This window comes from Achromobacter veterisilvae (genome assembly GCF_037619525.1).
Taxonomy (GTDB): domain Bacteria; phylum Pseudomonadota; class Gammaproteobacteria; order Burkholderiales; family Burkholderiaceae_B; genus Achromobacter; species Achromobacter veterisilvae.
Window position 1 is genome coordinate 867659 of record NZ_CP148753.1, and the last position, 24510, is coordinate 892168.

The following is a 24510-nucleotide window of genomic DNA, read 5'->3' on the forward strand; positions in this document are numbered from 1 at the left end:
GCCGCTGTCCGGTTTTTTTTGCGCGCGGATTCCAAGAAAACGATGCTAATTTCGCACGGTCGTGCTAAATTTCGCCAATGACTGCCAAGACTGAAAAAAGCGAGCTGACCTTCGCGGCCATCGTGGATGCCGCGCTGGACATGGCCGCCGCGCAGGGAATGGAAAGCCTGTCGCTCGGCCAGGTCGCCAAGCGCCTGGGCATCAGCAAGAGCGGCGTGTTCTCGCGGGTGGGCTCGCTGGAGGCCTTGCAGCAGGCGGTGCTGGACGAATACGACCGCCGCTTCGTGGCCGCCGTCTTCACGCCGGCCCTGGCCTTTCCCCGCGGCCTGCCGCGCCTGAATGCCCTGGTCTCGCTGTGGATAGAGCGCGCCAGCAACGTCGAAATGCTGACGGGCTGCATCTACGTGGCGGGCGCCTTCGAATACGACGACGTGGATTCGCCGCTGCGTTCGGTGCTGGAAAGCAACCTCAAGCGGTGGCGCGCGGCCATGGTGCGTACCGTAAACCAGGCGCTGGAAGCCGGCCATTTGCGGCCGGACACGGATCCCGAGCAGCTCGTGTTCGAGGTCTACAGCCTGATGATCGGCCTGATGCACGACGCCCGCTTCCTGCGGGATCCGAAGGCCCACGAGCGTGTGCGGGCCGCCTATGAACGCCTGATTTCCACCTACCGCAGTTTCAAGTACATCGAGTAGCGCCCGCCGGCCCGCACAGCGGTTGCCGCGGGCGCATTGCTTTCCCTTAATTTCGCACACTCGTGCGAAATTTTATGGAGTCTCTGACCATGTGGATCGTCATCGCAATCATCGCCGTCTCGGCCGGAGCAAGAATCTGGCTGCAATGGCGCGCCCTCCTGCGCCAACTGCCGGACCGCGCCGAGCATCTGGTACTTTTCTAGATCGCCATGGCCGTCCCGTTCTATATTTCCAGTTCGCCTTCCCCGAACGCCGTCATGCCGCGCTCCAATCATCTATTGATCATCGACCCGCAGAACGACTTCTGCGATCTGCCGCCGGCCTATCTGCCGGCGGACCCGCTCACGGGCATCCCCTGCGCGCCCGCCTTGCCGGTCGCGGGCGCGCACGCCGACATGCTGCGGCTGGCGCGCTTCATCGACGCCACCGCGTCCGTGCTGACGTCGATCACGGTCACGCTCGATTCGCACCATCGGCTGGATATCGCGCACCCGACGTTCTGGAGCACCGGAGACGGCCAGCCCGTCGCGCCGTTCACGCCCATCACCGCGGCGCAGGTGCGCGCGGGCGCGTTCCGGCCCCGCCATGTCGACGACCTGCCGCGCACCTTGTCCTACCTCGATGAGCTGGAAGCGCGCGGCCGCTATACGCTGATGGTCTGGCCCGTGCATTGCGAGATCGGCACCTGGGGCCACAACGTGCACGCGGACGTGCGGGCCGCCTACAGCCGCTGGGAGGACGAGCGCCAGTTCATCGTGCGCAAGGTGCCCAAGGGCACGAATCCCTGGACCGAGCACTACAGCGCGCTGATGGCCGAAGTGCCCGATGCCGACGATCCCCGCAGCCAGCTCAACCGCGGGCTGCTGGATTCGCTGGACCGCGCCGAGCTCATCCTCATCGCGGGCGAAGCCGGCAGCCATTGCGTCAAGGCCACCGTCGAACACCTGGCCGAGCATCTGCCCGGCCGCGACCTGTCCCGCCTGGTGCTGTTGACGGACTGCATGAGCCCCGTCGCCGGCTTCGCCGACGCACAGGCGGCATTCCAGCAGCGCGTGCGGGATCTGGGCGTGCAGCAGCGGACCAGCGTCGACATGGCGCGCGCCCTGCTGGCGGCCTGATCGCGGAAGCGCAAACGCAAACGCAACGGCCGCCTGCAGTGCGCATGGCGGCCGTCGGCAACAGGCGGGACCGGGCGCGTCAGCCGGCCTTGTCCGCCTTTCCTTCGCATTGCACGTACAGGGCGCCGATGGCCTCGCACAATGCCGCCGGCTGCTGGAACAGGCGCGACACCAGGATGCAGCCCTGCACCGTGGCGAACACCGCGCGGCCGGCCGCCTCGGGCGTGCCGGAGAATTTCATCGTGCCCTGCGCCGCGCCTTCGGCCAGCACACGGGCCAGCCAGGCTTCATGCGCCCGGAAAAATCCCTGCAGGGCGCCGCGCACGCGTTCGGGCAGCGAATTGACCTCGGCGGCCAGCATGCCGCCCAGACAGAGTTCGCCCGATCCACAGGCGCGCGATTCCATCAGCGACAGGTATTCGTCGAGCTGCGCCTGCGCGGACTGCGTCGTATCGATGCCGCGCACTCCGGCCAGGGCGCGCGCGCTATAGGCTTCGACGGCCTCGTAGAGCAGGTCGTCCTTGCCCGGAAAGTAATAGTGGATGCTGGACGTCTTCACGCCCACGTGCTCAGCCAGGTCGCGGTAGCTGAAGCCGTTGCATCCGCGCGTGCGGATCAGCTTCTCGGCGTGGGCTAGAAGCAGTTCGCGGGTGGTGGTGGGGGTAGGAGTGTCCATGGCTGAATATTACCTACTAATAGGTCGGTTCGTCACCGGTTCCGGCGGTTCTCGCCGCCGCCATAACGCCCGCGCGGGCCCCGGCCGGGAATCGTCCCGCCCCCCGGGGCCCGCATGCGTCGGCATCCTGATCAGCCTTGCACGGGCGGATAGTCCAGTTCGCCGCTGTCGGTCAAACCGTGGGCCTGGGCGGCCGCCAGTTCTTGCTGCACCTGGCCGCGGGTCTTGTCGCCGGCATGGGCGAACGCGGTCGCGGCATAGCCTTCTTCGCCGGATACCAGTTCACCGTTGGCGCGGGCGGCGGCCAGCTCCTGCTGCACCTGGGCGCGGGTGACCGTGCTTTGCGTGTTCAGGGGAGGCGGATAGTCCAGTTCGCCGGCCTGGGCGGCGCCGATGAACGAAGCGGACAGGATCAGGGCGGATACGAGGGTCTTCATGGTCAATCTCCAAAAGGATCGGTATGGGATTTGTGGTGCTATCTATGTGTAGATAGATATCGAGGGAAAAAAATCAGCCTTGCACGGGCGGGTAGGCGAGTTCGGCGCTTTCGGTCAGGCCTTGGCCGCGGGCGGCCGCCAGTTCCTGTTGTACTTGGGCGCGGGTCTTGTCGGCAGCGGCGGCAAAGGTCGTCGCGGCGTAGCCTTCTTCGCCGGACACCAGTTCACCGTTGGCGCGGGCGGCGGCCAGTTCTTGCTGTACCTGGGCGCGGGTGACCGTGCTTTGCGTGTTCAGGGCGGGCGGATAGTCCAGTTCGCCGGCTTGGGCGGCGCCAATGAACGAGGCGGACAGGATCAGGGCGGATACGAGGGTCTTCATGGTCAATCTCCGGATAAGGATTCGTGTTGGGTTTCAGATAAACTATCTACTTGTAGATAGATGAACAAGGAAATAAAAAAGCGGACTACTGTATTTCTGGTGTCGGCGACGGCGGGTTTGTTGGGTTCGCTGCGTCGATGGATGAATCTTACCTACTACTAGATAGATGAACCAAGCGGAATTGTGAAACCAAATATTTCTCCGCCACAATTCCCGGGAAGTCCCGCGAATAAAAAAGCCCAGCCGTATCGACGGCTGGGCTCGAGATATCCACAGGCCCGCGGCCTGTTCCGGGCTTAGAACGGAATATCGTCGTCCATGTCCGCCAGGTTGGCGCCGCTGCTGGCCGGGGCCGCCGCGGGAGCCGGACGCTGCTGGGGCGCCGGGCGCTGCGCCGGGGCGGCGCGCTGCTGGCGCGGCGCGTCGTCGTAGCCGCCGCCACCGCCATAGCTGGCGCCACCGCCGCCGCCGTCTTCGCGGCCGCCCAGCATCTGCATCTGGTCGGCGACGATTTCGGTGCTGTAGCGGTCAGCGCCGGTGTCCTTGTCTTGCCACTTGCGCGTCTTGAGGCGGCCTTCGATGTAGACCGAGCGGCCCTTCTTCAGGTATTCGCCGGCAATTTCGGCCAGGCGGTTGTACATGACGACGCGGTGCCATTCCGTTTCTTCGCGGCGTTCGCCGGAAGCCTTGTCTTTCCAGGTGGAGGTGGTGGCAATGGACATATTGCAGATTGCCGCCCCGTCGGGGCTGTAGCGGACTTCCGGGTCGCGTCCCAGATTGCCCACGAGTATGACTTTGTTAACCGATGCCATGCCGTTGTCCCTCTGTTGTTGACAGCCTGCGCCTGTGCGTTGCCGCGAGCGCGCCGGCAACAACATAAAAGCGATGTTGAAGACCGGCTTCATGAAACACGCCGGTCATCATCACGATGACCGGCGACGCCGGGTGAAGCCCTAGATTGATGTCTATTATCGACGAAAAGGGGGCGCCGCGCCAAACGGAAATAGTGACAAAACCGCCCGCCCCTCCGCTGGATTTGCCGGCTGTTGAGCGCCGTTCGGCGTGCGATCCTCGACTTTCCCGGCCCCGGGGGCAGCCGAAGCGCCGCGCGGCCTCAGGCCAGCGGCCGCAGCGCCCAGGTCACCGCCAGCCAGACCGCGGACAGGACCGCCGCGGCGAGGAACACCGCGCTTGCCCCCGAATGCGCGGCCAGCCAGCCTCCCAGCGCGCCCCCGGCGAACAGGCCCGCGGCCTGGGCGGTGTTGTAGAAGCCCAGCGCCAGGCCCTTGTAGGCCTGCGGCGCCACCCGGGACACCAGCGACGGCTGCAGGGCCTCCAGCACATTGAAGGCAACGAAAAATCCCGTCAGCGCGGCGGCCAGCGTGTAAAAACCGTGGCTGGCGGCGGGCAGCAAGGCGCACACCAGGATCAGCCCCGCGACGGCGGCGCGCAAGGCGCCGCGATGGGCCCGGCGCTTTTCCGCGACGAACACCACGGGCACCATCAGCACGAAGGACACCAGGATGACCGGAAGATAGACCTTCCAGAGTTCGCGCGCGTCCAGCCCGCCCACCTTCGCCAGCAGCGCGGGCACCACCACGAACAGCGACACCTGGATCAGGTGCAGCACGAAAACGCCGAAATTCAGGCGCAGCAGGTCGCGGTGGGTCAGGACTTCCCGCGGCCTGGCCGTCTGCATGGCGCGGGCCTGGGTCCGCGGCACCACGGGCACGACCCAGCGCGCCACGCCCAGGCAGATGACGCCCAGACAGGCGATGGTCCAGAACAGGCCCGACAGGCCCCACCAGCCCACCAGCACGGGCGACAGGACGAGCGACACGGCGAAGGACAGGCCGATCGATCCGCCCACCATGGCCATGGCGCGCGTGCGCACTTCGTCCCGGGTGGCGTCCGCCAGCCAGGCGGTGACCGCCGCGGAAATGGCGCCGGCGCCCTGGATAGCGCGGCCGATGGTGATCCAGTACACGTCCGAGGCCTGCGCGCAGACGATGCTGCCCGCGACGAACAGCAGCAGGCCGAACAGCACCACGGGGCGGCGCCCCCAGCGGTCGGACGCCAGGCCGAAGGGAATCTGCATGAAGGCCTGGGTCAGGCCGTACATGCCCAGCGCCAGGCCCACGCGCGCCGGATCGTCCCCGCCCGGCATGCCGCTGGCGGCCACGGCGAAGACGGGCAGCAACAGGAACAGTCCCAGCATCCGCGCGGCGAACAGGCCGGCCAGCGCCACACTGGCGCGACGCTCGGAAGGAGTCAATTTCAGTTTTTTATCTGCCGGCATGCGGAAATTTCAACAATGACTAGGGCTGTTCGCGCGCGTGGATTTCATACGCTCACGGTCTGATTTGACGGTGCGGCGCCGGCCCCGGGCCAATCCGGGCTGAAGGACTGCCCCGAACGCGGGGGGATTCGGCGCGCTATAGTACCAAGTTGGCCTTTGAAACCGCTTAAGAGCCCGATGGACGCGATACGCATTCGGGGTGCCCGCACCCACAATCTCAAGAACGTCTCGCTGGACCTGCCGCGCCACAAACTGGTGGTCGTCACCGGCTTGTCCGGCTCGGGCAAGTCTTCCCTGGCGTTCGACACGCTGTACGCGGAGGGCCAACGACGTTACGTGGAAAGCCTTTCCGCCTACGCCCGGCAATTCCTGCAACTGATGGACAAGCCGGACGTGGACCTGATCGAAGGGCTGTCGCCCGCGATCTCGATCGAGCAGAAGGCGGCCGGGCACAACCCCCGCTCCACCGTCGGCACCATCACCGAGATCCACGACTACCTGCGCCTCCTGTATGCGCGGGTCGGGACGCCCTATTGCCCGGACCACGGCCTGCCGCTGCAGGCGCAAAGCGTCAGCCAGATGGTGGACGCGGTGCTGTCCTGGGTGCCCGAGACACGCCTGGCCGTGCTGGCGCCGATCGCCCGGGGCAAGAAAGGCAGTTTCGAGGACGAATGCGCCAGCCTGCAGGCGCAGGGCTACGTGCGCCTGCGCGTCGACGGCCAGATGATGGAAATCGACGGCATGGCGCCGCTGAAGAAAACCGAGAAGCACGACATCGATGTCGTGATCGACCGGCTGCGCATCAAGCCCGAAAGCAAGCAGCGCCTGGCGGAGAGCTTCGAAACCGCCCTGCAACTGGCCGACGGCCGCGCGCTGGCGCTGGACATGGACGGCGGGCGCGAACAGGTTTTCTCCAGCCGCTACGCCTGCCCGGTGTGCAGCCACAGCCTGCCCGAGCTGGAACCGCGCCTGTTCAGCTTCAACAACCCCATGGGCGCCTGCCCCAGTTGCGACGGCATCGGCCAGGTCGGATTCTTCGACCCCAAGCGCGTGGTCGCCTTTCCGGAGCTGAGCCTCGCCGCGGGGGCCATCCGCGGCTGGGACCGCCGCAACGCGTTCACTCATTCGCTCTTGACCAGCCTGGCGGCCCATTACGAATTCGATATCGAGGCGCCCTTCGAGGAACTGCCGGAAGCGCTGCGCGAGAAGGTGCTGTACGGCTCCGGCGAAGAAGAGATCTCGTTCCTCTACCTGAACGAGAAGGGCCGCAGCACGGTAAAACGCCACACCTTCGAAGGCGTCATCCCGAACCTGGAACGCCGCTGGCGCGAGACCGATTCCGCCACCGTGCGCGAGGAACTGGGCAAGTACCGCAACATCAAGACCTGCCCCGACTGCGCCGGCTCGCGCCTGCGCCCGGAAGCGCGCAACGTGCTGATCGGCCAGGATCCGCGCGGCGGCGAGCGCCATGGCCAGGCCATCTACGAGGTCGAGGCGATGCCGCTGTCGACCTGCCTGTCGTGGTTCCGCGAGCTGAGCCTGACCGGCGCCAAGCAGGAAATCGCGCAGCGCATCGTGCGCGAGATCGAGGCGCGCCTGAGCTTCCTGAACAACGTGGGCCTGAACTATCTGTCGCTGGACCGCAGCGCCGACACCATCTCCGGCGGGGAAGCGCAGCGCATCCGCCTGGCCAGCCAGATCGGCTCCGGCCTGACCGGCGTGATGTACGTGCTGGACGAGCCCTCCATCGGCCTGCACCAGCGCGACAACGACCGCCTGATCGGCACCTTGCAGCACCTGCGCGACCTCGGCAACAGCGTCATCGTCGTCGAGCATGACGAAGACATGATCCGCATGGCCGACTGGGTCGTGGACATGGGGCCGGGCGCCGGCGAACACGGCGGCGAAGTCGTGGCGCAAGGCGATCCGGAAACCGTGCAGCGCGATCCCGCCTCGCTGACCGGCCAGTACCTCAGCGGCGCGCGCGCCATCGCGATCCCGGCGCGCCGCCCCGTCAGCGACGATCTGCCCTGGCTGGAGCTGTCGGGCGCCAGCGGCAACAACCTGAAGAACGTGGAACTCCGCATCCCGTCGGGCCGCCTGGTCTGCGTGACCGGCGTTTCCGGGTCGGGCAAATCCACGCTCGTCAACGACACGCTGGCCGTCGCCGTATCGCGGCAACTGCACCACGCGCAAAGCGAGCCCGCCCCCTACGTGTCGATGCAGGGGCTGGAGAATTTCGACAAGATCATCAGCGTGGACCAGAGCCCCATCGGCCGCACGCCGCGCAGCAACCCGGCCACCTACACGGGCCTGTTCACGCCCATCCGCGAACTCTTCGCCGGCGTGCCGGAAGCGCGGACCCGCGGCTACGACCCGGGGCGCTTCAGCTTCAACGTCAAGGGCGGCCGCTGCGAGGCCTGCCAGGGCGACGGCGTGGTCAAGGTGGAAATGCACTTCCTGCCCGACATGTACGTGCCTTGCGACGTCTGCCACGGCAAGCGCTACAACCGCGAAACGCTGGAGATCCGCTACCGCGGCCGCAACATCAGCGAAGTGCTGGACCTGACGGTCGAACAGGCGCTCGAATATTTCGAATCCGTGCCGGCCATCTCCCGCAAGCTGCACACGCTCATCGACGTGGGCCTGTCCTACATCCGGCTGGGCCAGAGCGCCACCACCCTGTCCGGCGGCGAAGCGCAGCGCGTGAAGCTGTCGCAGGAACTGTCCCGCCGCAGCACCGGCCGCACGCTGTACATCCTGGACGAACCCACGACGGGCTTGCATTTCCGGGATATCGAGCTACTGTTGCAGGTGCTGAACCAACTGGTCGACAGCGGCAATACGGTGCTGATCATCGAACACAACCTGGACGTCATCAAGACGGCCGACTGGGTCATCGACATGGGCCCCGAAGGCGGCGATGGCGGGGGCTACGTGGTGGCGCAGGGCACGCCCGAGGACGTCGCGGCCACCGAGGCCAGCCATACCGGGCAATACCTGGGCAAGCTCCTGCGCCGCGCGCCGGGCCGGCTGCCCGTGCACTCAACGCATGAGGGATAGCGGCATGTACACCTTGATCATCGGCAACAAGAACTACTCCTCGTGGTCCATGCGCCCGTGGATCGCCCTGCGCGCCGCGGGCGTCCCGTTCACGGAGCAGAAGCTCGGCCTGTTCACCGAGAAATTCTCGCGCCGGCTGGGCGCGGTGTCGCCCGCCGGCCTGGTGCCCGTGCTGCTGGACGGCGACTTCGCCGTCTGGGATTCCCTGGCCATCTGCGAATACGCCGCCGAGCGCCATCCCGAGGCCCGCCTGTGGCCGCAGGACGTCCGCGCCCGCGCGCGGGCGCGTTCGCTGGCGGCGCAGATGCACAGCGGCTTCGGCGCGCTGCGCGAGGCGTTGCCGATGAACATCGAAGCCCATCTGCCGGGCATCGATTTGCCCGAGGCCGCAAGCCAGGACATTTCCCGCATGCACGCCATCTGGCAGGACACGCGCGCCGAATTCGGCGGCGGCGGGCCGTTCCTGTTCGGCGCCTTCTCGATCGCCGACGCGTTCTTCGCGCCCGTGGTGTCCCGGTTCACCACCTACGGCATCCCGGCGGCGGGCCCCGTGCGCGACTACATGGACGCCGTGCTGGCCCTGCCGGCCATGCAGTCCTGGATGCAGGACGCGCGCGCCGAAGCCACCTTCGTGCCCGAAGATGAGCCCTACCGCAAGCATCGCTGAAGCCCGGCTCAGTCGCGCAGCCGCTCGGCCACGAATTCGCGCAGCAGCCCCATCGCGGGCGCCTCGGTGCGGCCGGTCAGGGTCACCAGCGCGAACAGGGCGTGGCTGCGCAGCGGCGGGTCGGCCGGCAGCTCCGCCAATTCTCCCGCCTCGATGCCGGCCCGGGCCGCGCCCACGATGCCCAGGAACACCGCGTCGGACACGCGCACCGCTTCGAGCAGGCTGCCGATTTCGTCGCAGCGCAGGCGCACCGAGGTTTGCGGATCCGCCTCGATGCCGAAATGCTCGACGAGGATCCGTTCGGTGTCGGCCGCCAGGAAGGTGGACGCCAGAGGATAGGACGCGATCTCCGCGAAACGCGGCGGGCGCGCGGCGCGCGCCAGCGGATGGCCGGGGCGGCAGATGAAGCCGGCCCGCATCTGCGACACAGGCTCGATGCGCAGGTCGGCCGCCGGCACGATGCCGCGGGTATCCACCACCAGCGCGTCCAGCCGGCGCTGGCGCAGCAGCGCCAGGTGCGCCTCCAGCGAGCCGCGCATCACCTCCAGGCGCAATTGCGGATACCGCTGCGCGACGTGCGCCAGCAGGGGCGTCATGAGCATGGCGCCCGGCCCCGAACCCAGGCCGATACTGATGGCGCCGCGGTCTCCCTGGGTCAGCAATTCGGCGCTGCGGCGCAATTCGGCCGACTCGAACAGGATGCGCCGGGCGCGGCCGGCGACGGTCAGGCCCAGCGGCGTCAGTTCCGTGCGCTTGCCCATGCGGTCCAGCAGCCGCGCCCCGAGGTCCTCTTCCAGTATCCGGATGCTGCGGCTCAGCGCCGACTGGGTCAGGTGCAGGCGTTCGGCCGCGCGGCTGAAGGACCCCGCTTCGGCGACCGCCAGCAGGTGTTCGAGCTGCTTGAGGTTCATGGCCCGGCCTCCGCTCAAGTATGAGTTTTTTTTCTAGCTTCCAGAATAACAATTCGTTAGACAACTAGCGAGCGCTGTCCCTAGCATGCAATCACGACACCACCATTCCAAAAAGGGGAACCCGTGAACATGCTTTTCAACCCCCTGCGCCTGGCCGGCTGTGCCTTGGCGCTGGGCGCCGCATTGCTGGGCCAGGGCGCCCAGGCCGCGGACTATCCCAGCCGGCCCGTCATGATGATGGTGCCCTACCCGGCCGGCGGCGCGTCCGACGCCATTGCGCGCGTCGTGGCGCCGCCCGTGTCCAAACAGCTTGGCCAGCCCGTGCTGGTGGAAAACCTGGGCGGCGTCAGCGGCGCGCTGGGCGCGCAGAAGGTCCTGACGGCCAGGCCCGACGGCTATTACCTGTTCCAGGGGTCTCCCAACGAACTGATCCTCGCGCCCATCGCCAATCCCGCGGTCAAGCTCAAGAGCGAGGATTTCCGCCTGGTACAGATGATCGGCATGGCGCCCTTGGTGGTCGTGGCGCGCAGCGATCTGCCGGCCGCGAACGCCGACGAACTCGTCGCGCTGGCGCGTTCGCGCTCGGGCTCGCAGCCGCTCACCTTCGGCAGCGTGGGCGTGGGCTCCCTCTATCACGTCCTGGGCGAGCACCTGGCCCGCACCATCGGCGCCAACATGGTCCACGTGCCCTACAAGGGCGGCGCGCCGCTGATGCAGGACCTCGGCGGCGGGCAAGTGGACATCGCCATCCTGCCCTTGTCGCAGCAGCAGGTGGCGCTGGCCGAGCAAGGCCGCATCAAGCTGCTGGCCAGCCTGGATCCGCAACGCAGCGCGCTGCCGGCGCTCAAGACGGTGCCGTCCGTGAACGAAGGCCAATCGCTCAAGGGCTTCAACTTCACCACCTGGACCGGCTACTTCGTCAAGCGCGACACCCCGGAAAACGTGGTCCTGCAACTGCACGCGGCGCTCAACGCCGCCATGCAGGACCCCGCGGTGAAGGAAAGCCTGCAATACCAGAACATCGAAGTCTCCGCGCCGATGAGCGCGGAGCAGGCGGACGCCATGTACCGCGCCGAAACCGAGCGCTTCCGAGAAATCTCCAGCCACGTGCAACTGGCCGGCAACCCGTGACCGCGCGCCCTCCCCACCAGGAACGACCTTCCATGCACCCCATTCTGCAGACCGTGACCGCCCAGGCCGACGAGTTCGTCTCGATCCGGCGCGATATCCACCGCAACCCCGAACTGGGCTTCCAGGAATTCCGCACCAGCGATCTGGTGGCGCATTGCCTGGCGCAGTGGGGCTACGAGGTGGAGCGCGGGCTGGGCGGCACCGGCGTGGTCGGCCAGTTGCGCCGCGGCGCCGGCGCCAGGCGCCTGGGCCTGCGGGCCGACATGGACGCCCTGCCCATCCAGGAAGCCACGGGCCTGGAACATGCCAGCCGCAACGAAGGCGTCATGCACGCCTGCGGCCACGACGGCCACACCGCCATGCTGCTGGCCGCGGCGCACCACCTGGCCAGGGACGGCGATTTCAGCGGCACCCTGAACCTGATTTTCCAGCCCGCCGAAGAGGGCCTGGGCGGGGCCAAGCGCATGATGGAAGACGGGCTGTTCCGCAAGTATCCGTGCGACGCCATCTTCGCCATGCACAACATGCCGGGCCATCCGCAAGGCCACCTGCTGCTGCGCGACGGCCCCGCCATGGCGTCGTCCGACAACGTCACCATCGTGCTGGAAGGCGTGGGCGGGCACGGCGCGGTGCCGCACCGCGCCGCCGATCCCATCGTCGCCGGATCGGCCATCGTCCTGGGATTGCAGAGCATCGTCGCCCGCAATATCGACCCCCTGCACATGGCCGTGATCACGGTCGGCGCATTCAATGCCGGCAAGGCCAACAACGTCATTCCCCAGACCGCGACGCTCAAGCTCAGCGTCCGCGCGCTCGACCGCGAGGTGCGCGACACGCTGCAGGCGCGCATCACCGAACTGGTCCACAGCCAGGCGGCCAGCTACCAGGTGCGGGCGGCCATCGACTACCAGCGCGGCTATCCGGTGCTGGTGAACACGCCGGCGGAAACGGACTTCGCGCGCCAAGTGGCGGTGGAGCTGGTGGGCGCCGCCAAGGTGGATCCGCAGACCCGGCCGCTCACCGGCAGCGAAGACTTCGCCTTCATGCTCGAGGAAGTGCCCGGCTCCTACCTGCTGGTCGGCAACGGCGACGGCTCGCCGGACGGCTTCAACAGCGGCCACGGCGCCTGCATGGTGCACAACCCCGGCTACGACTTCAACGACCACAGCCTGCCCGTGGGCGCGGCGTACTGGGTGCTGCTGGCGCAGCGCTACCTGGCGGGCTGACGCCCCGGCGCCGCGCGGGCGGGGCGTCAGCTCATGTCGAACAGGCGCCGGTGTTCGCGGATGGCGTACCGGTCGGTCATGCCGGCGATGTAGTCGGCGATCGCGCGAGCCTGTTCGTTGAACGCCGGCCGGCGGTAGTCGGGCGGCAGCAGGCGCGGATCGTCCAGGAACGCGACGAACAGTTCGCGCACGATGCGCCGCGCCTTGGTCGTCATGCGCAGGACGCGGTAATGGCGGTACAGGTTGTCGAACAGGAATTTCTTCAACTCGTCCGCCTCGCGCCGGATCTCGTCCGAAAAGCCCGCCAGCGGCGGCGCGCGGCGCACGTCGTCGGCGGTGGCGGGCGCGAACTCGCGTATGCGCGCCAGCGAGGTCTGCGTCAGGTCGACGATCAGCGTGTTGATCATCCGGCGTATGGTTTCGGCCACCGCGCGGCGCGGGGCCAGGCCGGGATAGCGTTCCAGCACGAAGGCATGGTGCCGCTCGAAGATCGATACGTCCTTCAGTTGTTCCAGCGTGATCAGCCCCGAGCGCAGGCCGTCGTCGATGTCGTGGTTGTTGTAGGCGACTTCGTCGGCCAGGTTGGCCAGTTGGGCTTCCAGCGACGGCTGCGTGCGGTTCAGGAAGCGCTCTCCCACTTCGCCCAGTTGGCGCGCATGCGCGGCCGAGCAGTGCTTGAGGATGCCTTCCCGCGTTTCGAAGCACAGGTTCAGGCCGTTGAAGTCCGCGTAGCGTTCTTCCAGCTCGTCCACCACCCGCAGGCTTTGCAGATTGTGCTCGAAGCCGCCGGCCTCGGGCGCCAGCTCGCGCATGCAGGCGTTCAATTCGTCCTGGCCCGCATGGCCGAAAGGCGTATGGCCCAGGTCGTGGGCTAGCGAGATGGCTTCGGTCAGGTCTTCCGACAGGCCCAGGCTACGCGCCAGGGTGCGCGCGATCTGCGCCACCTCCAGGCTGTGCGTCAGGCGGGTGCGGAACAGATCGCCTTCATGGTTCACGAAGACCTGGGTCTTGTATTCCAGGCGCCGGAACGCGCCGGAATGGATGATGCGGTCGCGGTCGCGTTGAAACTCCGTCCGATTTTCCGGCGGCGGCTCGGCGTAGGTCCGCCCGCGCGATTGAGACGGATGGGATGCATAGGAAGCCAGTTCTTTCATCTGCAACACCGTCTCCCGCGCGGCTATTGGGTGGTGCGGGCCAGGACGGCGCGCACGGCATCGTCGGGGGCCGGCTGCATGACGGCTTCGCCGATGCGGGTCATGAGTACGTAGCGGATCGAGCCGCCTTCGGTCTTCTTGTCCACCTGCATCAGTTCGAGCCAGCGGTCCGCCCCCAGGTCCGGCGCCACGGCCGGGCAGCCGATGGCGGCCACCAGGGCGCGCACGCGCGCCACGTCGGCGCGGTCGAAACCGGCGACGTCGGCGGACAGTTCGGCGGCCTGCACCATGCCGCAACCGACCGCCTCGCCGTGCAGCCAGGCGCCATAGCCCAGCCCCGATTCAATGGCGTGGCCGAACGTGTGGCCCAGGTTCAGGATGGCGCGCAGGCCGGATTCCCGCTCGTCCTTGCCCACCACCTGCGCCTTCAGCTCGCACGAGCGGCGGATGGCGTAGGCGATGGCGTCCGGGTCCAGCGCGCGCAGCTTCTGCGCGTTTTCCTCGCACCAGGTCCAGAACGCCGGGTCCAGGATCAGGCCGTACTTGATCACTTCGGCCAGGCCCGCGGACACCTCGCGCGCCGGCAGGGTGCCCAGCACGTCGGTATCGATTTCGACGACGATCGGCTGGTAGAACGCGCCGATCATGTTCTTTCCCAGCGGATGGTTGACGGCGGTCTTGCCGCCCACCGAAGAGTCCACCTGGGCCAGCAGGGTCGTGGGCACCTGCAGGAAGCGCACGCCGCGCATGTACACGGCGGCGGCGAAACCCGTCATGTCGCCGATGACGCCGCCGCCCAGCGCCACCAGCACGCAGCGGCGGTCCAGGCGCTGGGCCAGCAGCGCGTCGAAGATCAGGTTCAGCGACTGCCAGTCCTTGTGGGCCTCGCCGTCCGGCAATTCAATGCGGAGCACCCGCTTGCCCGTCCGCGCCAGCGCGGCTTCGGCGCGTTCGCCATACAGGGCCGCGACGGTCGGGTTGGTCACCACGGCGATCGCGGTGGCGTCGGCGGGAATGCACTGGTCCAGGGCGTCCAGGCGGCCCGGGCCGATGTGGATGGGGTAGCTTCCGCCCGGGGTATCGACTTGAACAACGTTCATATGCGCTTCTCAAAGACTTGTAATTGCGGCAGCAGGGCCTTGACCAGGGTGTGGACGGGCATGGACCCCGTTTCCACGACCATGTCGGCCACTTCCTTGTAGAGGGGCTCCCGCAGGGTCATCAGCTCGCGCAGGGTGCCGCGCGGGTCCGCGGTGGCCAGGAGGGGACGGTTGCGGTCGCGGCTGGTGCGGCGGAACAATTCGTCCACGCTGGCCCGCAGATAGACCACGATGCCGCGCTCGCGCAGGCGCAGGCGGTTCTCCGCCGCAAGGATGGCACCCCCGCCGGTGGCAAGAATAATGTTGCGCCGTTGGGTACACTCTTCCAAGGCGGCGGCTTCCCGGCGACGGAAACCGGCCTCTCCCTCGATTTCGAAGATTACCGGCACCCGCACGCCGCAACGCGCCTCGAGCTCATGATCCAGATCCACAAACTCGCGCCCCAGCGCACGCGCCAGGCCACGGCCTATGGTCGTTTTGCCAGCGCCCATCATCCCCACCAGGAAGACGGGCAGGTCATGCGGCAGCGACGCGGTCCCGCCCGCGCACTCCGTGGCGCAGGGCGGGTTTTCGGGCGTCTCGCCGGGAGACGCCGGGTCCGGGGCAGCCTCCGGACATGAGATAGCGGAAACGTTCATGCCGGCATTATCACATTTGCCGCCAGTTGCCCGCGCACCACACTGAGCAATTTTGTTACAGATACCGGTTCCCCGCAGCAAGCCCGAACCGGAGATACCCGTAAAATCGCCGCGATGAGCAAGCCCCAGAATTCCTCCAAGAAAGACAAGCCCGCAAAGAGCGGCTCCCCGATACTGCGATTCTTCGTCAAGACCGGCATCTTCTGTGCCGGCCTCTTCCTGTGCGGCGTCCTGCTCGCGGGAATGGCGCTGGCGCTGGCCTGGCCCAATCTGCCGGACTTGAACGCGATGACGGACTACCGTCCGCGGGTGCCGCTGCGCGTCTACACGGCGGATCGCGTCCTGATCGGCGAATTCGGCGAAGAGCGCCGCAACGTGCTGCGCTTCAACGAAATCCCGGACGTAATGAAGTCCGCGGTGCTGGCGGCCGAGGACGACCGCTTCTACCAGCACGGCGGGATCGACTGGACCGGCGTGGTGCGGGCGGGCCTGACCAACCTGATCAACATGTCGAAGACGCAGGGCGCCAGCACGATCACGATGCAGGTGGCGCGCAACTTCTACCTGTCGTCGGAAAAGACCTATTCGCGCAAGTTCTATGAACTGCTGCTGACCTTCAAAATCGAATCCGAGCTCACCAAGGACCAGATCCTCGAGCTCTACATGAACCAGATCTACCTGGGCCACCGCGCCTACGGCTTCGCGGCCGCCTCGCGCACCTACTTCGGCAAGCCCCTGTCCGAAGTGACCCCCGCCGAAGCCGCCATGCTGGCGGGCATCCCCAAGGCCCCCTCGCGCTTCAACCCGATCTCGAACCGCCCCCGCGCCGAACTCCGCCAGCGCTACGTGCTGGGCCGCATGCACTCCCTGGGCTACCTGACCGAACCCGAGTACAAGCAGGCGATGGCGCAGCCTATCGTCATGAAGTCGGCCGAAGGCACGCCGGCCGGCGGCTACTCCATCCATGGCGAATACGTGGCCGAACTGGCGCGCCAGTTGCTGTTCAACGTGTACCAGGACAACGTCTATTCGCGCGGGATCAACATCTACACCACGGTGCAGTCCAAGGACCAGGAAGCGGCCTATCGCGCCGTGCGCGAAGGGGTGCTGGAATACACGCGCCGCGCGCCCTACCCCGGCCCCGAGGAACAACTGGACCTGCCCGCGGGCACCGAAAACAACCCGCAGGCGCTCGACGACTTCCTGGACGGGGTGTTCGACAAGTTCAGCGACAGCGGCGACCTGCTGACCGCGCTGGTGCTGTCGGCCAGCCCCACGGAAGTGAAGCTGGCCCGCAGCTCGCGCGAGATCATCACCGTCACCGACAAGAAGGTGCTGGGCGTGGTGGCGCGCGCGCTGAACGACAAGGCCAAGCCCGAGCAGCGCATCAAGCGCGGCTCCGTGGTCTACATCCGCAAGTTCGGCGATAACTGGGAAATCATCAACCTGCCGTCGGTGCAGGCCGCCTTCGTGGCGCTGTCGCCGCAGGACGGCGCCATCCGCGCCATGGTGGGCGGTTTCGACTTCTACCGCGGCAACTTCAACCGCGTGACGCAGGCGTGGCGCCAGCCGGGCTCGAACATCAAGCCGTTCATCTACGCGGCCTCGCTGGAACGCGGCCTGACGCCGGGCACGCAGATCTCGGACCAGCCGTTCGAACTGACGGCCGCGCAGACCGGCTCCAAGGCCTGGAACCCGAAGAACTACGGCAACCAGTACGAACCCATGCTGACGCTGCGCCAGGGCCTGTACAAATCCAAGAACATGGTGTCGATCCGTATCCTGCAGGCCATCGGCCCGCAATACGCGCAGGACTACCTGACCCGCTTCGGCTTCGACAAGGCCCGCCAGCCGGCCGTGCTGCCGCTGGCGCTGGGCGCGGGCTCGGTGACCCCGCTGCAGTTGGCCGGCGCCTTCTCAGTGTTCGCCAACGGCGGCTACCGCGTCACGCCCTACCTGATCGACCGCGTCACCGACAGCGGCGGCAAGGTCATCATGCAGTCCAAGCCGGTGGTGGCGGGCGACGCCGCGGCGCGCGCCATCGATCCGCGCACCGCCTGGGTCATGGACGACATCCTGCGCGGCGTGGCCACCTACGGCACCGCCGCCCGCGCGCGCGTCCTGCTCAAGCGCAACGACATCGCCGGCAAGACGGGCACCACCAACGAATCCGTGGACGCGTGGTTCTCCGGCTACACCCCGTCGCTGGTCGCCACCGCGTGGCTGGGCTTCGACCAGCCCAAGTCGCTGGGCTCACGCGAAACCGGCGGCGGCGTCGCCATGCCGATCTGGGTCGACTACATGCAGGACGTGCTCAAGGGCGTGCCCGAAGAGAAGCCCCGCCCCCGTCCCGACGGCCTCATCGTCGAAAACGGCGAGTTCTACTTCTCGGAATTCCCGCCCGGACAAGCCGTCGCGCGCCTGGGCCTGCCCGAGGCCGACACGCTGGGCGAGTTCCTCAACGGCCTGAACGGCAGCACCAGCGAGGAAACCCGCATCAAGGTCGCGCCAGGCGTGGGCACGCAAAGCAGCACCCCCTGGTCGCAGAAGATCCCCTTCTGACGCCAAAGCAAAAAAAGGCCGGCCCGAAAAATTCGGGCCGGCCTTTTTTTTGAGCCACAAAGCCCTGAGGCGTGCTCCGCGGCGCCTACAGGCGTATCGTCACGGGGACGCCCGCCGCGGCGGAGCAGATTTGCGACAGGGCGTCCGGCAATTGCGGACCGCCCCGGGTGTCGTTCCAGTGCAGGCCGTCGTAGCGGTAGTGGAAACCCCCGCTGCGCGCCGCGACCCACAGCTCCTGCATGACGGCCTGGCTGTTCACCACGACGTGGGTATTGTCTTCGAAGACCATAGTCAGCACATTGCCGCTGCGGCTGGTTTCAACATCGACGTCAAGCGAAGCCGCCCAGTCATCGGCCTGGCTTTCGATGCTGTCCAGCACCTGGTCGATCAACGCAAGAAATTCGGTTTCGGTCATAATCGAGCCTGCAAGAATTACGGAGTTCCCAGTGTTCCAATTGGCATTCAGCCGCATGGCTCTTCGCATTGTAGCCACGCTAGTGACGACCGGCATGGTTGCGGCCTGCGGGTACAAGGGGCCGTTGTATATGCCGACGCCGGACGGCAAGCCGCCTCCCGACTCGCAGCAGCAAACGGTGCCGATACCGCCGACACCTCCGATTCTATGACCTCTCGATTCCCCGCGCAGCCTGAACTGGCCGGACACCCGTACTTCCAGTTCCGCAACAATGTCCTGTACGCCGAGGACGTGCCGCTCGACCACCTGGCCGACCGGCTGGGCACGCCGCTGTACGTCTATTCGCGCGCCGCGCTCAAGGCCGCCTGGGAATCCTACCGCAGCGCCGTCGGGCAACGCCCCGTGCTGGTCTGCTACGGCATGAAGGCCAACTCCAACCTGGCCGTCCTGAAGGAATTCGCCCGCCTGGGCGCGGGGTTCGACATCGTTTCCGGCGGCGAACTCAAGCGCGCCCTGGCGGCGGGCGCCGATCCGTCCAGAATCGTGTTCTCGGGCGTGGGCAAGCAGGCCTGGGAAATGCGCGATGCGCTCGCGGCCAAGGTCAAGTGCTTCAACGTGGAGTCCGAAGCCGAATTGCGCCGGCTGTCGGAAGTCGCCCAGGACATGGGCGCGCGCGCGCCCGTCTCGCTTCGGGTGAACCCGGACGTGGACGCGCAGACCCATCCGTACATTTCCACCGGCCTGAAGGAAAACAAGTTCGGCATCGCCATCGAATCGGCGCCGGACGTCTACCGCCTCGCCCAATCGCTGCCGGCCCTGGAAATCGTGGGCGTGGACTGCCATATCGGTTCGCAGCTCACCGACATCAGCCCCTATTTCGACGCGCTCGAGAAACTGCTGGACTTGATCGAAAGGCTGGCCCGGGACGGCATCGGGATCCGCCATCTGGACCTGGGAGGCGGCCTGGGCATCCGCTACACGGACGAGACCCCGCCTTCGCCCAAAGCCCTGATCGACCGGGTCTTCGAACGCCTGGAAGCGCGCGGCCTGGGGCATCTGCACCTCGTGCTGGAACCCGGGCGCTCGCTCGTCGGCAACGCCGGCGTGCTGCTCACGACGGTCCAGTACCTCAAGCACGCCGAAGCGCGCAATTTCGCGATCGTGGACGCGGCCATGAACGACCTGCTGCGCCCCGCCCTGTACGAGGCCTACCACGGCGTGCGCGCCGTGCATCCCCGCGCCGGCGAAGAAACCCTCTACGACATCGTGGGCCCGGTCTGCGAAAGCGCCGACTGGCTGGCCAGGCAGCGCAAGCTGGCCATCGAACAGGGCGACCTGCTGGCGGTGGAATCCGCGGGGGCCTACAGCATGGCCATGGCCAGCAATTACAACGCCCGCCCGCGCGCGGCCGAAGTCATGGTCGACGGGGACAAGTACTACGTGGTGCGCCGGCGCGAAACCCTGGACGATCTGCTCAAGGGCGAATCCACCCTGCCCTGAGCCGCCCGAAGGCGCCCGGGCCAGAGCGCCTGGCGGCCCTGGAACGAAAAAAGGCCCCTTGGGGCCTTTTTCGTCATGCCCGCGGCAATGCGGTCACAGTTCGCCGTAGGAATGCAACCCCGACAGGAACATGTTCACGCCCAGGAAGGCGAAGCCCGTGATCAGCAGCCCCATCAGCGCCCAATAGGCCGCCATGGTGCCGCGCAGCCCCTTGAGCAGGCGCATGTGCAGCCAGGCCGCATAATTGAGCCAGACGATCAGCGCCCAGGTCTCTTTCGGGTCCCATTGCCAGTAGGCGCCCCAGGCGTCGGCCGCCCACAGCGCGCCCAGGATGGTGGCGACCGTGAAGAACGCGAAGCCGATCGCGATGGCGCGGTACATGATGTCGTCCAGCACCTCCAGCGACGGCAGCGCCGCGGCGATGCGGCGGCGCCCCAGCAGGATGGCGCCCACGATCACGGCGCCCACGCCGAAATACAGCATCCAGGTGGCCGACAGGCCGTCGGTGCGGAACACCATGGGCTCGGCGCACAGCAGCACGCCCAGCACGAACAGCGGCGCCAGCTTGGCCCAGGACGTGGTCTGCCCGTGCTGCTTGATCAGGTAGGCGAAGCCCACCATGGCCGCCAGCGAGAACGTGCCGTAGCCGATGAAATTGGCCGGCACGTGCAGCTTCATCCACCAGCTCTTGAGCGCCGGCACCAGCGGCTGGATCTGCCCCGCATCGCGCGTGAACGAATACCAGAGCAGGAACACGACGGCGGACGTCACCACCAGCAACACGAAGCCGCCCAGGGCGCGCGTGGCGTACTTGCGTTCGTAATACAGGTAGAACAGCGCCGTGATCAGCGAAAAAAGCACGAATACTTCGTACAGGTTGCTGACCGGGATGTGGCCCAGGTCCGGCCCCATCAGGTGCCCCTCGCGCCAGCGCACCAGCAGGCCCGTGACGCCGGCGAACACCGCGCCCCAGGTCAGCGCCGTGCCCAGCCAGGCGGCGGTGGGGCTGAAGACCCCGATCCAGTAGCAGACCGTGGCCAGCGCGAACAGCGCGCACATCCACAGAATGGCGGATTGCGACGAGAACAGGTACTTCAGGAAGAACACCTGTTCGGCGCGGGCCAGATCGTTGCCATACAGCACCAGGGCCAGCCCGGCCGCGATGGCACAGGCCACCATCAGGCGGCGCAGCGGGCGCCACAGCCAGCCCATCCAGGCCAGCGCCGGCACGGTGCCGCACAGGATGATCTTTTCGTAGTAGTCCATCGCGCCGCTGTAGCGGGTCAGCGCGAAGGCGGCGCCCACCGCCAGCAACAGGAAGAAGACGATGTCGGTCCAGTCGGGCTTGCCGCGCTGCGCGCGGTTGTCGCCGGTTTCGGACAGGCTGTCCTGCCAGAGCAGGTCCGGCGTCGCGGTCAGCGTTTCCGGCGGCGAGGGATGCGTGGTGGTCGTCGTGGACATAGGGGAACCTTAAGACCTCTTCTGGCGCAGCAGCGCCTGCTTGAAGCGTTCGAACTCCTGGTTGAAGTCCAGTGTACGCTTCTGGGACGTCATGGCCGCCAGGACACTGCTGCCGCCGTCTTGCGGCTTGACCCAGATCCAGATGCGGCGGTCTCGAATATAGAACATCGCGAAAACGCCCAGGACCAGCAGGAGGCTGCCCAGGTACACGGTGTTCTTGCCGGGCGTGCGGCTGACCTGGAATACGCTGGCCTGCACATGATTGAAGTCCGCCAGCGACAGGAATACCGGCGCCGGATACACCGTCAGGTCCGACAGCGCCGCCACGGCCAGGCGCGACCACACCGCGGCGCGCTCGCCGTCCGACCCTTCGGCGGCCACGGGGGGCAGGCCCGCCCGTTCGCGCTCGATGGCGCGCAGTTCGTTCATGCTGGCGCCGATCAGGCGGATCACCACGTCGGCCGCCCGTTCCAGGTCCTGGGAAGGCGTATTGGCCTGGAGAAATGCCGCCACCGCTTGCAGGCCGCCGGATGCGAAGGTGTCCAGCGCGCGCTCCGCGGCCGTCTGCAAGGGCTGGCGATCCGTCCCCGATGGGCTGTTGCGTTCCGCGAAGCGGCGGGCCGCCTCCTGGCGCGCCGCCGGATCGGCCAGGGTGGCGCGCAGGCGCATGAACTCGGCGATCGAGCTGTCCTCGTCCGCGGGAATGCGCAGGTAGCGGAACGGCTCGGACGCGTTGTTGCGCACGCCCGCCAGGAACACGCTGGCCCCGTCCAGTTCGACGGGCAGCATGTAGTTCTGGAACTCGTGGGCCTGGCCGGCATCGTCGATCAGCTTGTATTCGATGCTGGGCCCGACGTTGCGCAGGTTTTCGTTCTTCTTGCCCGCGGCGCTGCCGGACACCGACGCCACGTGGTCGGCGAAGCTCTGGTTGGCCCCCTTGGGCTCGCCGCGGGTCAGGTCCTCGACGTTGATCGGCCGCAAGGCCGTGATCTCGATCCCCATGCCGCGCGGGCCAGACGCCGTGTGAGCGGTTACTTCGGTTTTCTTGCCCACCGTGCCGTCAACCGCGAAAGGCGCGGGATCGGAACCTACCAGCGGATAGCCTTTCAGCACCACCGTGCTGCCGCCGTCGTCGAAGCTGGACTGGTAGACGGTCATGCCCTTGAAGCGCAGCGGCTCGTTGACCTCGATGGTGGAATCGAAGGTCTTGCCGGTGTCGGGATCGGTGACCTCCACTTCGCTGAGGAAGCGGCTGGGCATGCCGGTGGAGTAGTAATCGACCACGAACTTCTTGAGCTTCAGCGTGAAAGGCATCGGCTGCACCAGGGCGCCATCGCCCACCATCACGACCGCCGTGCTGGCCTGCCCGCCCTCGGGCACCAGCACGCTGGCGCGGAAGCTCGGGTTGTTGACCGACAGGCGCCCGCTTTCCGGCACTTCGGATATCAGCATGTTCTCGACGATGGGCTTCTTGCCGCCGAACATGACCTGCAGGCGCACGGGCAGTTCGCTGTCCAGCAGGCCGCCGATGCAGATGATGACCATGGCCGCGTGGGCGAACACGTAGCCCAGGCGGTTCGCGCTGCCCTTCTTGGCCGCCAGCAGCACGCCGTCCTGGTCCTGGCGTTCGCGCACGGCGTACCCCAGCTTGCCCAGCAGGGCCTTCAGGCCGGCCACGGTCTGCGGCACGCCGGCGGGCGCCTCCGTTTCCACGCGGTGCGGGAAGGCGCGCAGACTGTTGACGCGCACATGCTCGCGGAACGAGCGCGCGTCGCGCAGCATCTTGGGCGCGTTGCGGATCAGGCAGACCGAGGTCGACACGACCAGGAACCCCATGATCAGCAGGAACCACCAACTGTTGTAGACGTGCCAGATCGAGAACTTGTCGAACACCTCGTACCAGAACGGGCCGAACTGGTCGATGTAGTTGCTGGAGGAACGGTTCTGCTGCAACACCGTCCCCACCAGGCTCGCCACGCAGATGAACATCAGCAGGCTGACGGCGAAGCGCATCGAGCCCAGCAATTCGAAGAAATCGCCGGGCAGGGTGCGCAGGGAGGGTCGGGAGTGTGTTCGGGTCGAATTCATGAAAAAAGGGGGGCCGCGCTATCGGCTACCCCCCTCATAGACAGCGCGCGGCGGAACGAGGTTCCGCTACGCTCGGTTGCAGAACGCGGACCGGCCGCGCACGTTGCGGGCAAGCCGCCTAGCGCAAACCGGCAGCGTAATCCGACACCGCCTTGATATCGGCATCCGACATGCGGTCGGCAATGGCGAACATGATGTCGTTCTTGCGGTCGCCGCTGCGGAAAAGCTTTAGCTGCTCTTCGATGTACGTCGGGAACTGGCCCGACAGACGGGGGTACTGCGCGGGCATGCCCGCGCCATTGGCAGAATGGCATGCCGCGCACGCGGGGACATTGCGTTCGGGCAAACCGCCGCGCCAGATTTTTTGACCTAGATCAACCAGCTTCTCATGGCCCGCCGTGGCCGGCTCCTTGAGGGGCTGCTGCGCCAGGTACAGCGCGATGTTCTGCATGTCGGCGGGCGTCAGGTTCTGCGCCATGGCCGTCATCGCGGTCGGGTTGCCTTCGGGGCCGTTGCGCACCGGCACCTTCGCGCCAGCCTTCACCTGGAAGTCGGCCAACTGCTTGGCCAAGTATTCGTGCGGCTGCGCGGCCAGGTTGGGGTTCAGCGGTATGGTGCTATTACCCGCCGCGCCATGACAGGACGCACAGGCGATGATGCCTCTGGCCACATCGCCCTGGTCAAACAGTTGCCCACCCTTGGCGGCATCTGGTTTTACCGGGCCCGCGGCGCCTTCGGCGGCGAAACTCGTAGTAGATAGGGCGGAGGCGCCGAGCAACAGCCCGCTCGCAACCAACATCCGGGACAGCACACGCTTCATGAAGACCTCGACGATCGCATCGATCAAGGCGCAAAAAGGCGCCCACGCCTGCCCGCACACCCTGGAATACCGTAACGAACCTGTTTTGCCTACCCTGCCTGCGATGTTGCTGCGAACTTGCCGGATCAGACTTCAGCAAGCTGGCCAGTAAGCAAAAAAGACGGCTCCGC

22 protein-coding genes are annotated in these 24510 nt (G+C 66.9%); 9 read left to right on the plus strand and 13 right to left on the minus strand.

Annotated features, from left to right (window positions below; all coding sequences use genetic code 11):
- Nucleotides 1-77 precede the first annotated feature (77 nt).
- Both WHX56_RS04010 and WHX56_RS04015 read left to right on the plus strand, forming a co-directional pair.
- Nucleotides 78-695 carry a TetR/AcrR family transcriptional regulator gene (locus WHX56_RS04010; RefSeq protein ID WP_129242291.1) on the plus strand — a complete coding sequence of 206 codons (618 nt, stop codon included), beginning with the start codon at nucleotides 78-80 and terminating at the stop codon, nucleotides 693-695.
- 257 nt (nucleotides 696-952) lie between these two features.
- Nucleotides 953-1813: a cysteine hydrolase gene (locus WHX56_RS04015; RefSeq protein WP_338880549.1), complete on the plus strand. Its 861-nt coding sequence runs from the start codon at nucleotides 953-955 to the stop codon at nucleotides 1811-1813.
- A gap of 79 nt (nucleotides 1814-1892) precedes the next feature.
- On the opposite strand, the gene WHX56_RS04020 is transcribed toward WHX56_RS04015, so the two are convergent.
- The 5 genes from WHX56_RS04020 to WHX56_RS04040 all read right to left on the minus strand — a co-directional run bounded on the left by WHX56_RS04020 (nucleotide 1893) and on the right by WHX56_RS04040 (nucleotide 5604).
- Nucleotides 1893-2489: a TetR/AcrR family transcriptional regulator gene (locus WHX56_RS04020; RefSeq protein WP_129242290.1), complete on the minus strand. Its 597-nt coding sequence runs from the start codon at nucleotides 2487-2489 to the stop codon at nucleotides 1893-1895.
- Nucleotides 2490-2620: 131 nt separating this feature from the next.
- A complete protein-coding gene (locus WHX56_RS04025) occupies nucleotides 2621-2926 on the minus strand; it encodes a DUF4148 domain-containing protein (RefSeq protein WP_129242289.1) in 306 nt (101 codons plus the stop codon).
- Nucleotides 2927-2999: 73 nt separating this feature from the next.
- The gene (locus WHX56_RS04030; RefSeq protein ID WP_129242288.1) at nucleotides 3000-3305 is read right to left on the minus strand and encodes a DUF4148 domain-containing protein; all 306 of its coding nucleotides are present in this window, start codon (nucleotides 3303-3305) and stop codon (nucleotides 3000-3002) included.
- Between the two features lie 296 nt (nucleotides 3306-3601).
- On the minus strand, nucleotides 3602-4117 hold the full coding sequence (gene ssb / locus WHX56_RS04035) for a single-stranded DNA-binding protein (RefSeq protein ID WP_043544512.1): 516 nt from the start codon (nucleotides 4115-4117) through the stop codon (nucleotides 3602-3604).
- 302 nt (nucleotides 4118-4419) lie between these two features.
- Entirely contained in the window at nucleotides 4420-5604 is a 1185-nt protein-coding gene (locus WHX56_RS04040) for an MFS transporter (protein WP_129242284.1), read from the minus strand.
- Between the two features lie 177 nt (nucleotides 5605-5781).
- Here WHX56_RS04040 and uvrA point away from each other — a divergent pair, with 177 nt between their 5' ends.
- Nucleotides 5782-8667: an excinuclease ABC subunit UvrA gene (uvrA, locus tag WHX56_RS04045; protein ID WP_129242283.1), complete on the plus strand. Its 2886-nt coding sequence runs from the start codon at nucleotides 5782-5784 to the stop codon at nucleotides 8665-8667.
- 4 nt (nucleotides 8668-8671) lie between these two features.
- Complete coding sequence (locus tag WHX56_RS04050) at nucleotides 8672-9334, plus strand: glutathione S-transferase family protein (RefSeq protein ID WP_129242282.1); 663 nt, start codon at nucleotides 8672-8674, stop codon at nucleotides 9332-9334.
- 8 nt (nucleotides 9335-9342) lie between these two features.
- Here WHX56_RS04050 and WHX56_RS04055 read toward each other — a convergent pair whose 3' ends face one another.
- Nucleotides 9343-10245 (minus strand): LysR family transcriptional regulator, encoded by a 903-nt coding sequence (locus tag WHX56_RS04055; protein WP_129242281.1) that lies wholly within the window; start codon nucleotides 10243-10245, stop codon nucleotides 9343-9345.
- A gap of 129 nt (nucleotides 10246-10374) precedes the next feature.
- Between WHX56_RS04055 and WHX56_RS04060 the strand changes: the two genes are divergently transcribed.
- Together WHX56_RS04060 and WHX56_RS04065 are read left to right on the plus strand one after the other, a co-directional pair.
- Nucleotides 10375-11376: a tripartite tricarboxylate transporter substrate binding protein gene (locus WHX56_RS04060; RefSeq protein WP_338880550.1), complete on the plus strand. Its 1002-nt coding sequence runs from the start codon at nucleotides 10375-10377 to the stop codon at nucleotides 11374-11376.
- 32 nt (nucleotides 11377-11408) lie between these two features.
- The gene (locus WHX56_RS04065) at nucleotides 11409-12602 is read left to right on the plus strand and encodes a M20 aminoacylase family protein (RefSeq protein WP_338880551.1); all 1194 of its coding nucleotides are present in this window, start codon (nucleotides 11409-11411) and stop codon (nucleotides 12600-12602) included.
- Between the two features lie 26 nt (nucleotides 12603-12628).
- Here the strand turns inward: WHX56_RS04065 and WHX56_RS04070 are convergent, their stop codons facing one another.
- Genes WHX56_RS04070 through WHX56_RS04080 form a run of 3 tightly spaced genes read right to left on the minus strand, consistent with a single transcriptional unit; the run spans nucleotide 12629 to nucleotide 15494 of the window.
- Entirely contained in the window at nucleotides 12629-13756 is a 1128-nt protein-coding gene (locus tag WHX56_RS04070) for a deoxyguanosinetriphosphate triphosphohydrolase (RefSeq protein ID WP_338880552.1), read from the minus strand.
- A 23-nt stretch (nucleotides 13757-13779) separates the two neighbouring features.
- Nucleotides 13780-14856 (minus strand): 3-dehydroquinate synthase, encoded by a 1077-nt coding sequence (gene aroB / locus WHX56_RS04075; protein WP_338880553.1) that lies wholly within the window; start codon nucleotides 14854-14856, stop codon nucleotides 13780-13782.
- On the minus strand, nucleotides 14853-15494 hold the full coding sequence (locus WHX56_RS04080; protein ID WP_129242277.1) for a shikimate kinase: 642 nt from the start codon (nucleotides 15492-15494) through the stop codon (nucleotides 14853-14855). The genes aroB and WHX56_RS04080 overlap by 4 nt, the downstream gene beginning before the upstream one ends.
- A gap of 114 nt (nucleotides 15495-15608) precedes the next feature.
- On the opposite strand from WHX56_RS04080, the gene WHX56_RS04085 reads away from it, so the two are divergent.
- The gene (locus WHX56_RS04085) at nucleotides 15609-18056 is read left to right on the plus strand and encodes a PBP1A family penicillin-binding protein (RefSeq protein WP_338880554.1); all 2448 of its coding nucleotides are present in this window, start codon (nucleotides 15609-15611) and stop codon (nucleotides 18054-18056) included.
- 85 nt (nucleotides 18057-18141) lie between these two features.
- On the opposite strand, the gene cyaY is transcribed toward WHX56_RS04085, so the two are convergent.
- Complete coding sequence (cyaY, locus tag WHX56_RS04090; protein WP_129242275.1) at nucleotides 18142-18471, minus strand: iron donor protein CyaY; 330 nt, start codon at nucleotides 18469-18471, stop codon at nucleotides 18142-18144.
- 55 nt (nucleotides 18472-18526) lie between these two features.
- Here cyaY and lptM point away from each other — a divergent pair, with 55 nt between their 5' ends.
- Together lptM and lysA are read left to right on the plus strand one after the other, a co-directional pair.
- The gene (gene lptM, locus WHX56_RS04095; protein ID WP_279636201.1) at nucleotides 18527-18682 is read left to right on the plus strand and encodes an LPS translocon maturation chaperone LptM; all 156 of its coding nucleotides are present in this window, start codon (nucleotides 18527-18529) and stop codon (nucleotides 18680-18682) included.
- Nucleotides 18679-19971, plus strand: a complete 1293-nt coding sequence (gene lysA / locus WHX56_RS04100) for a diaminopimelate decarboxylase (protein WP_287751854.1) — start codon at nucleotides 18679-18681, stop codon at nucleotides 19969-19971. Before lptM ends, lysA begins: the two co-directional genes overlap by 4 nt.
- Nucleotides 19972-20064: 93 nt before the next feature.
- Here lysA and ccsB read toward each other — a convergent pair whose 3' ends face one another.
- The 3 genes from ccsB to WHX56_RS04115 all read right to left on the minus strand — a co-directional run bounded on the left by ccsB (nucleotide 20065) and on the right by WHX56_RS04115 (nucleotide 24340).
- Nucleotides 20065-21432, minus strand: a complete 1368-nt coding sequence (gene ccsB, locus WHX56_RS04105; RefSeq protein WP_244235092.1) for a c-type cytochrome biogenesis protein CcsB — start codon at nucleotides 21430-21432, stop codon at nucleotides 20065-20067.
- A 9-nt stretch (nucleotides 21433-21441) separates the two neighbouring features.
- Nucleotides 21442-23520 carry a cytochrome c biogenesis protein ResB gene (locus WHX56_RS04110; protein ID WP_338880555.1) on the minus strand — a complete coding sequence of 693 codons (2079 nt, stop codon included), beginning with the start codon at nucleotides 23518-23520 and terminating at the stop codon, nucleotides 21442-21444.
- A gap of 118 nt (nucleotides 23521-23638) precedes the next feature.
- Nucleotides 23639-24340: a c-type cytochrome gene (locus WHX56_RS04115; protein WP_129242339.1), complete on the minus strand. Its 702-nt coding sequence runs from the start codon at nucleotides 24338-24340 to the stop codon at nucleotides 23639-23641.
- Between the last annotated feature and the right edge of the window lie 170 nt (nucleotides 24341-24510).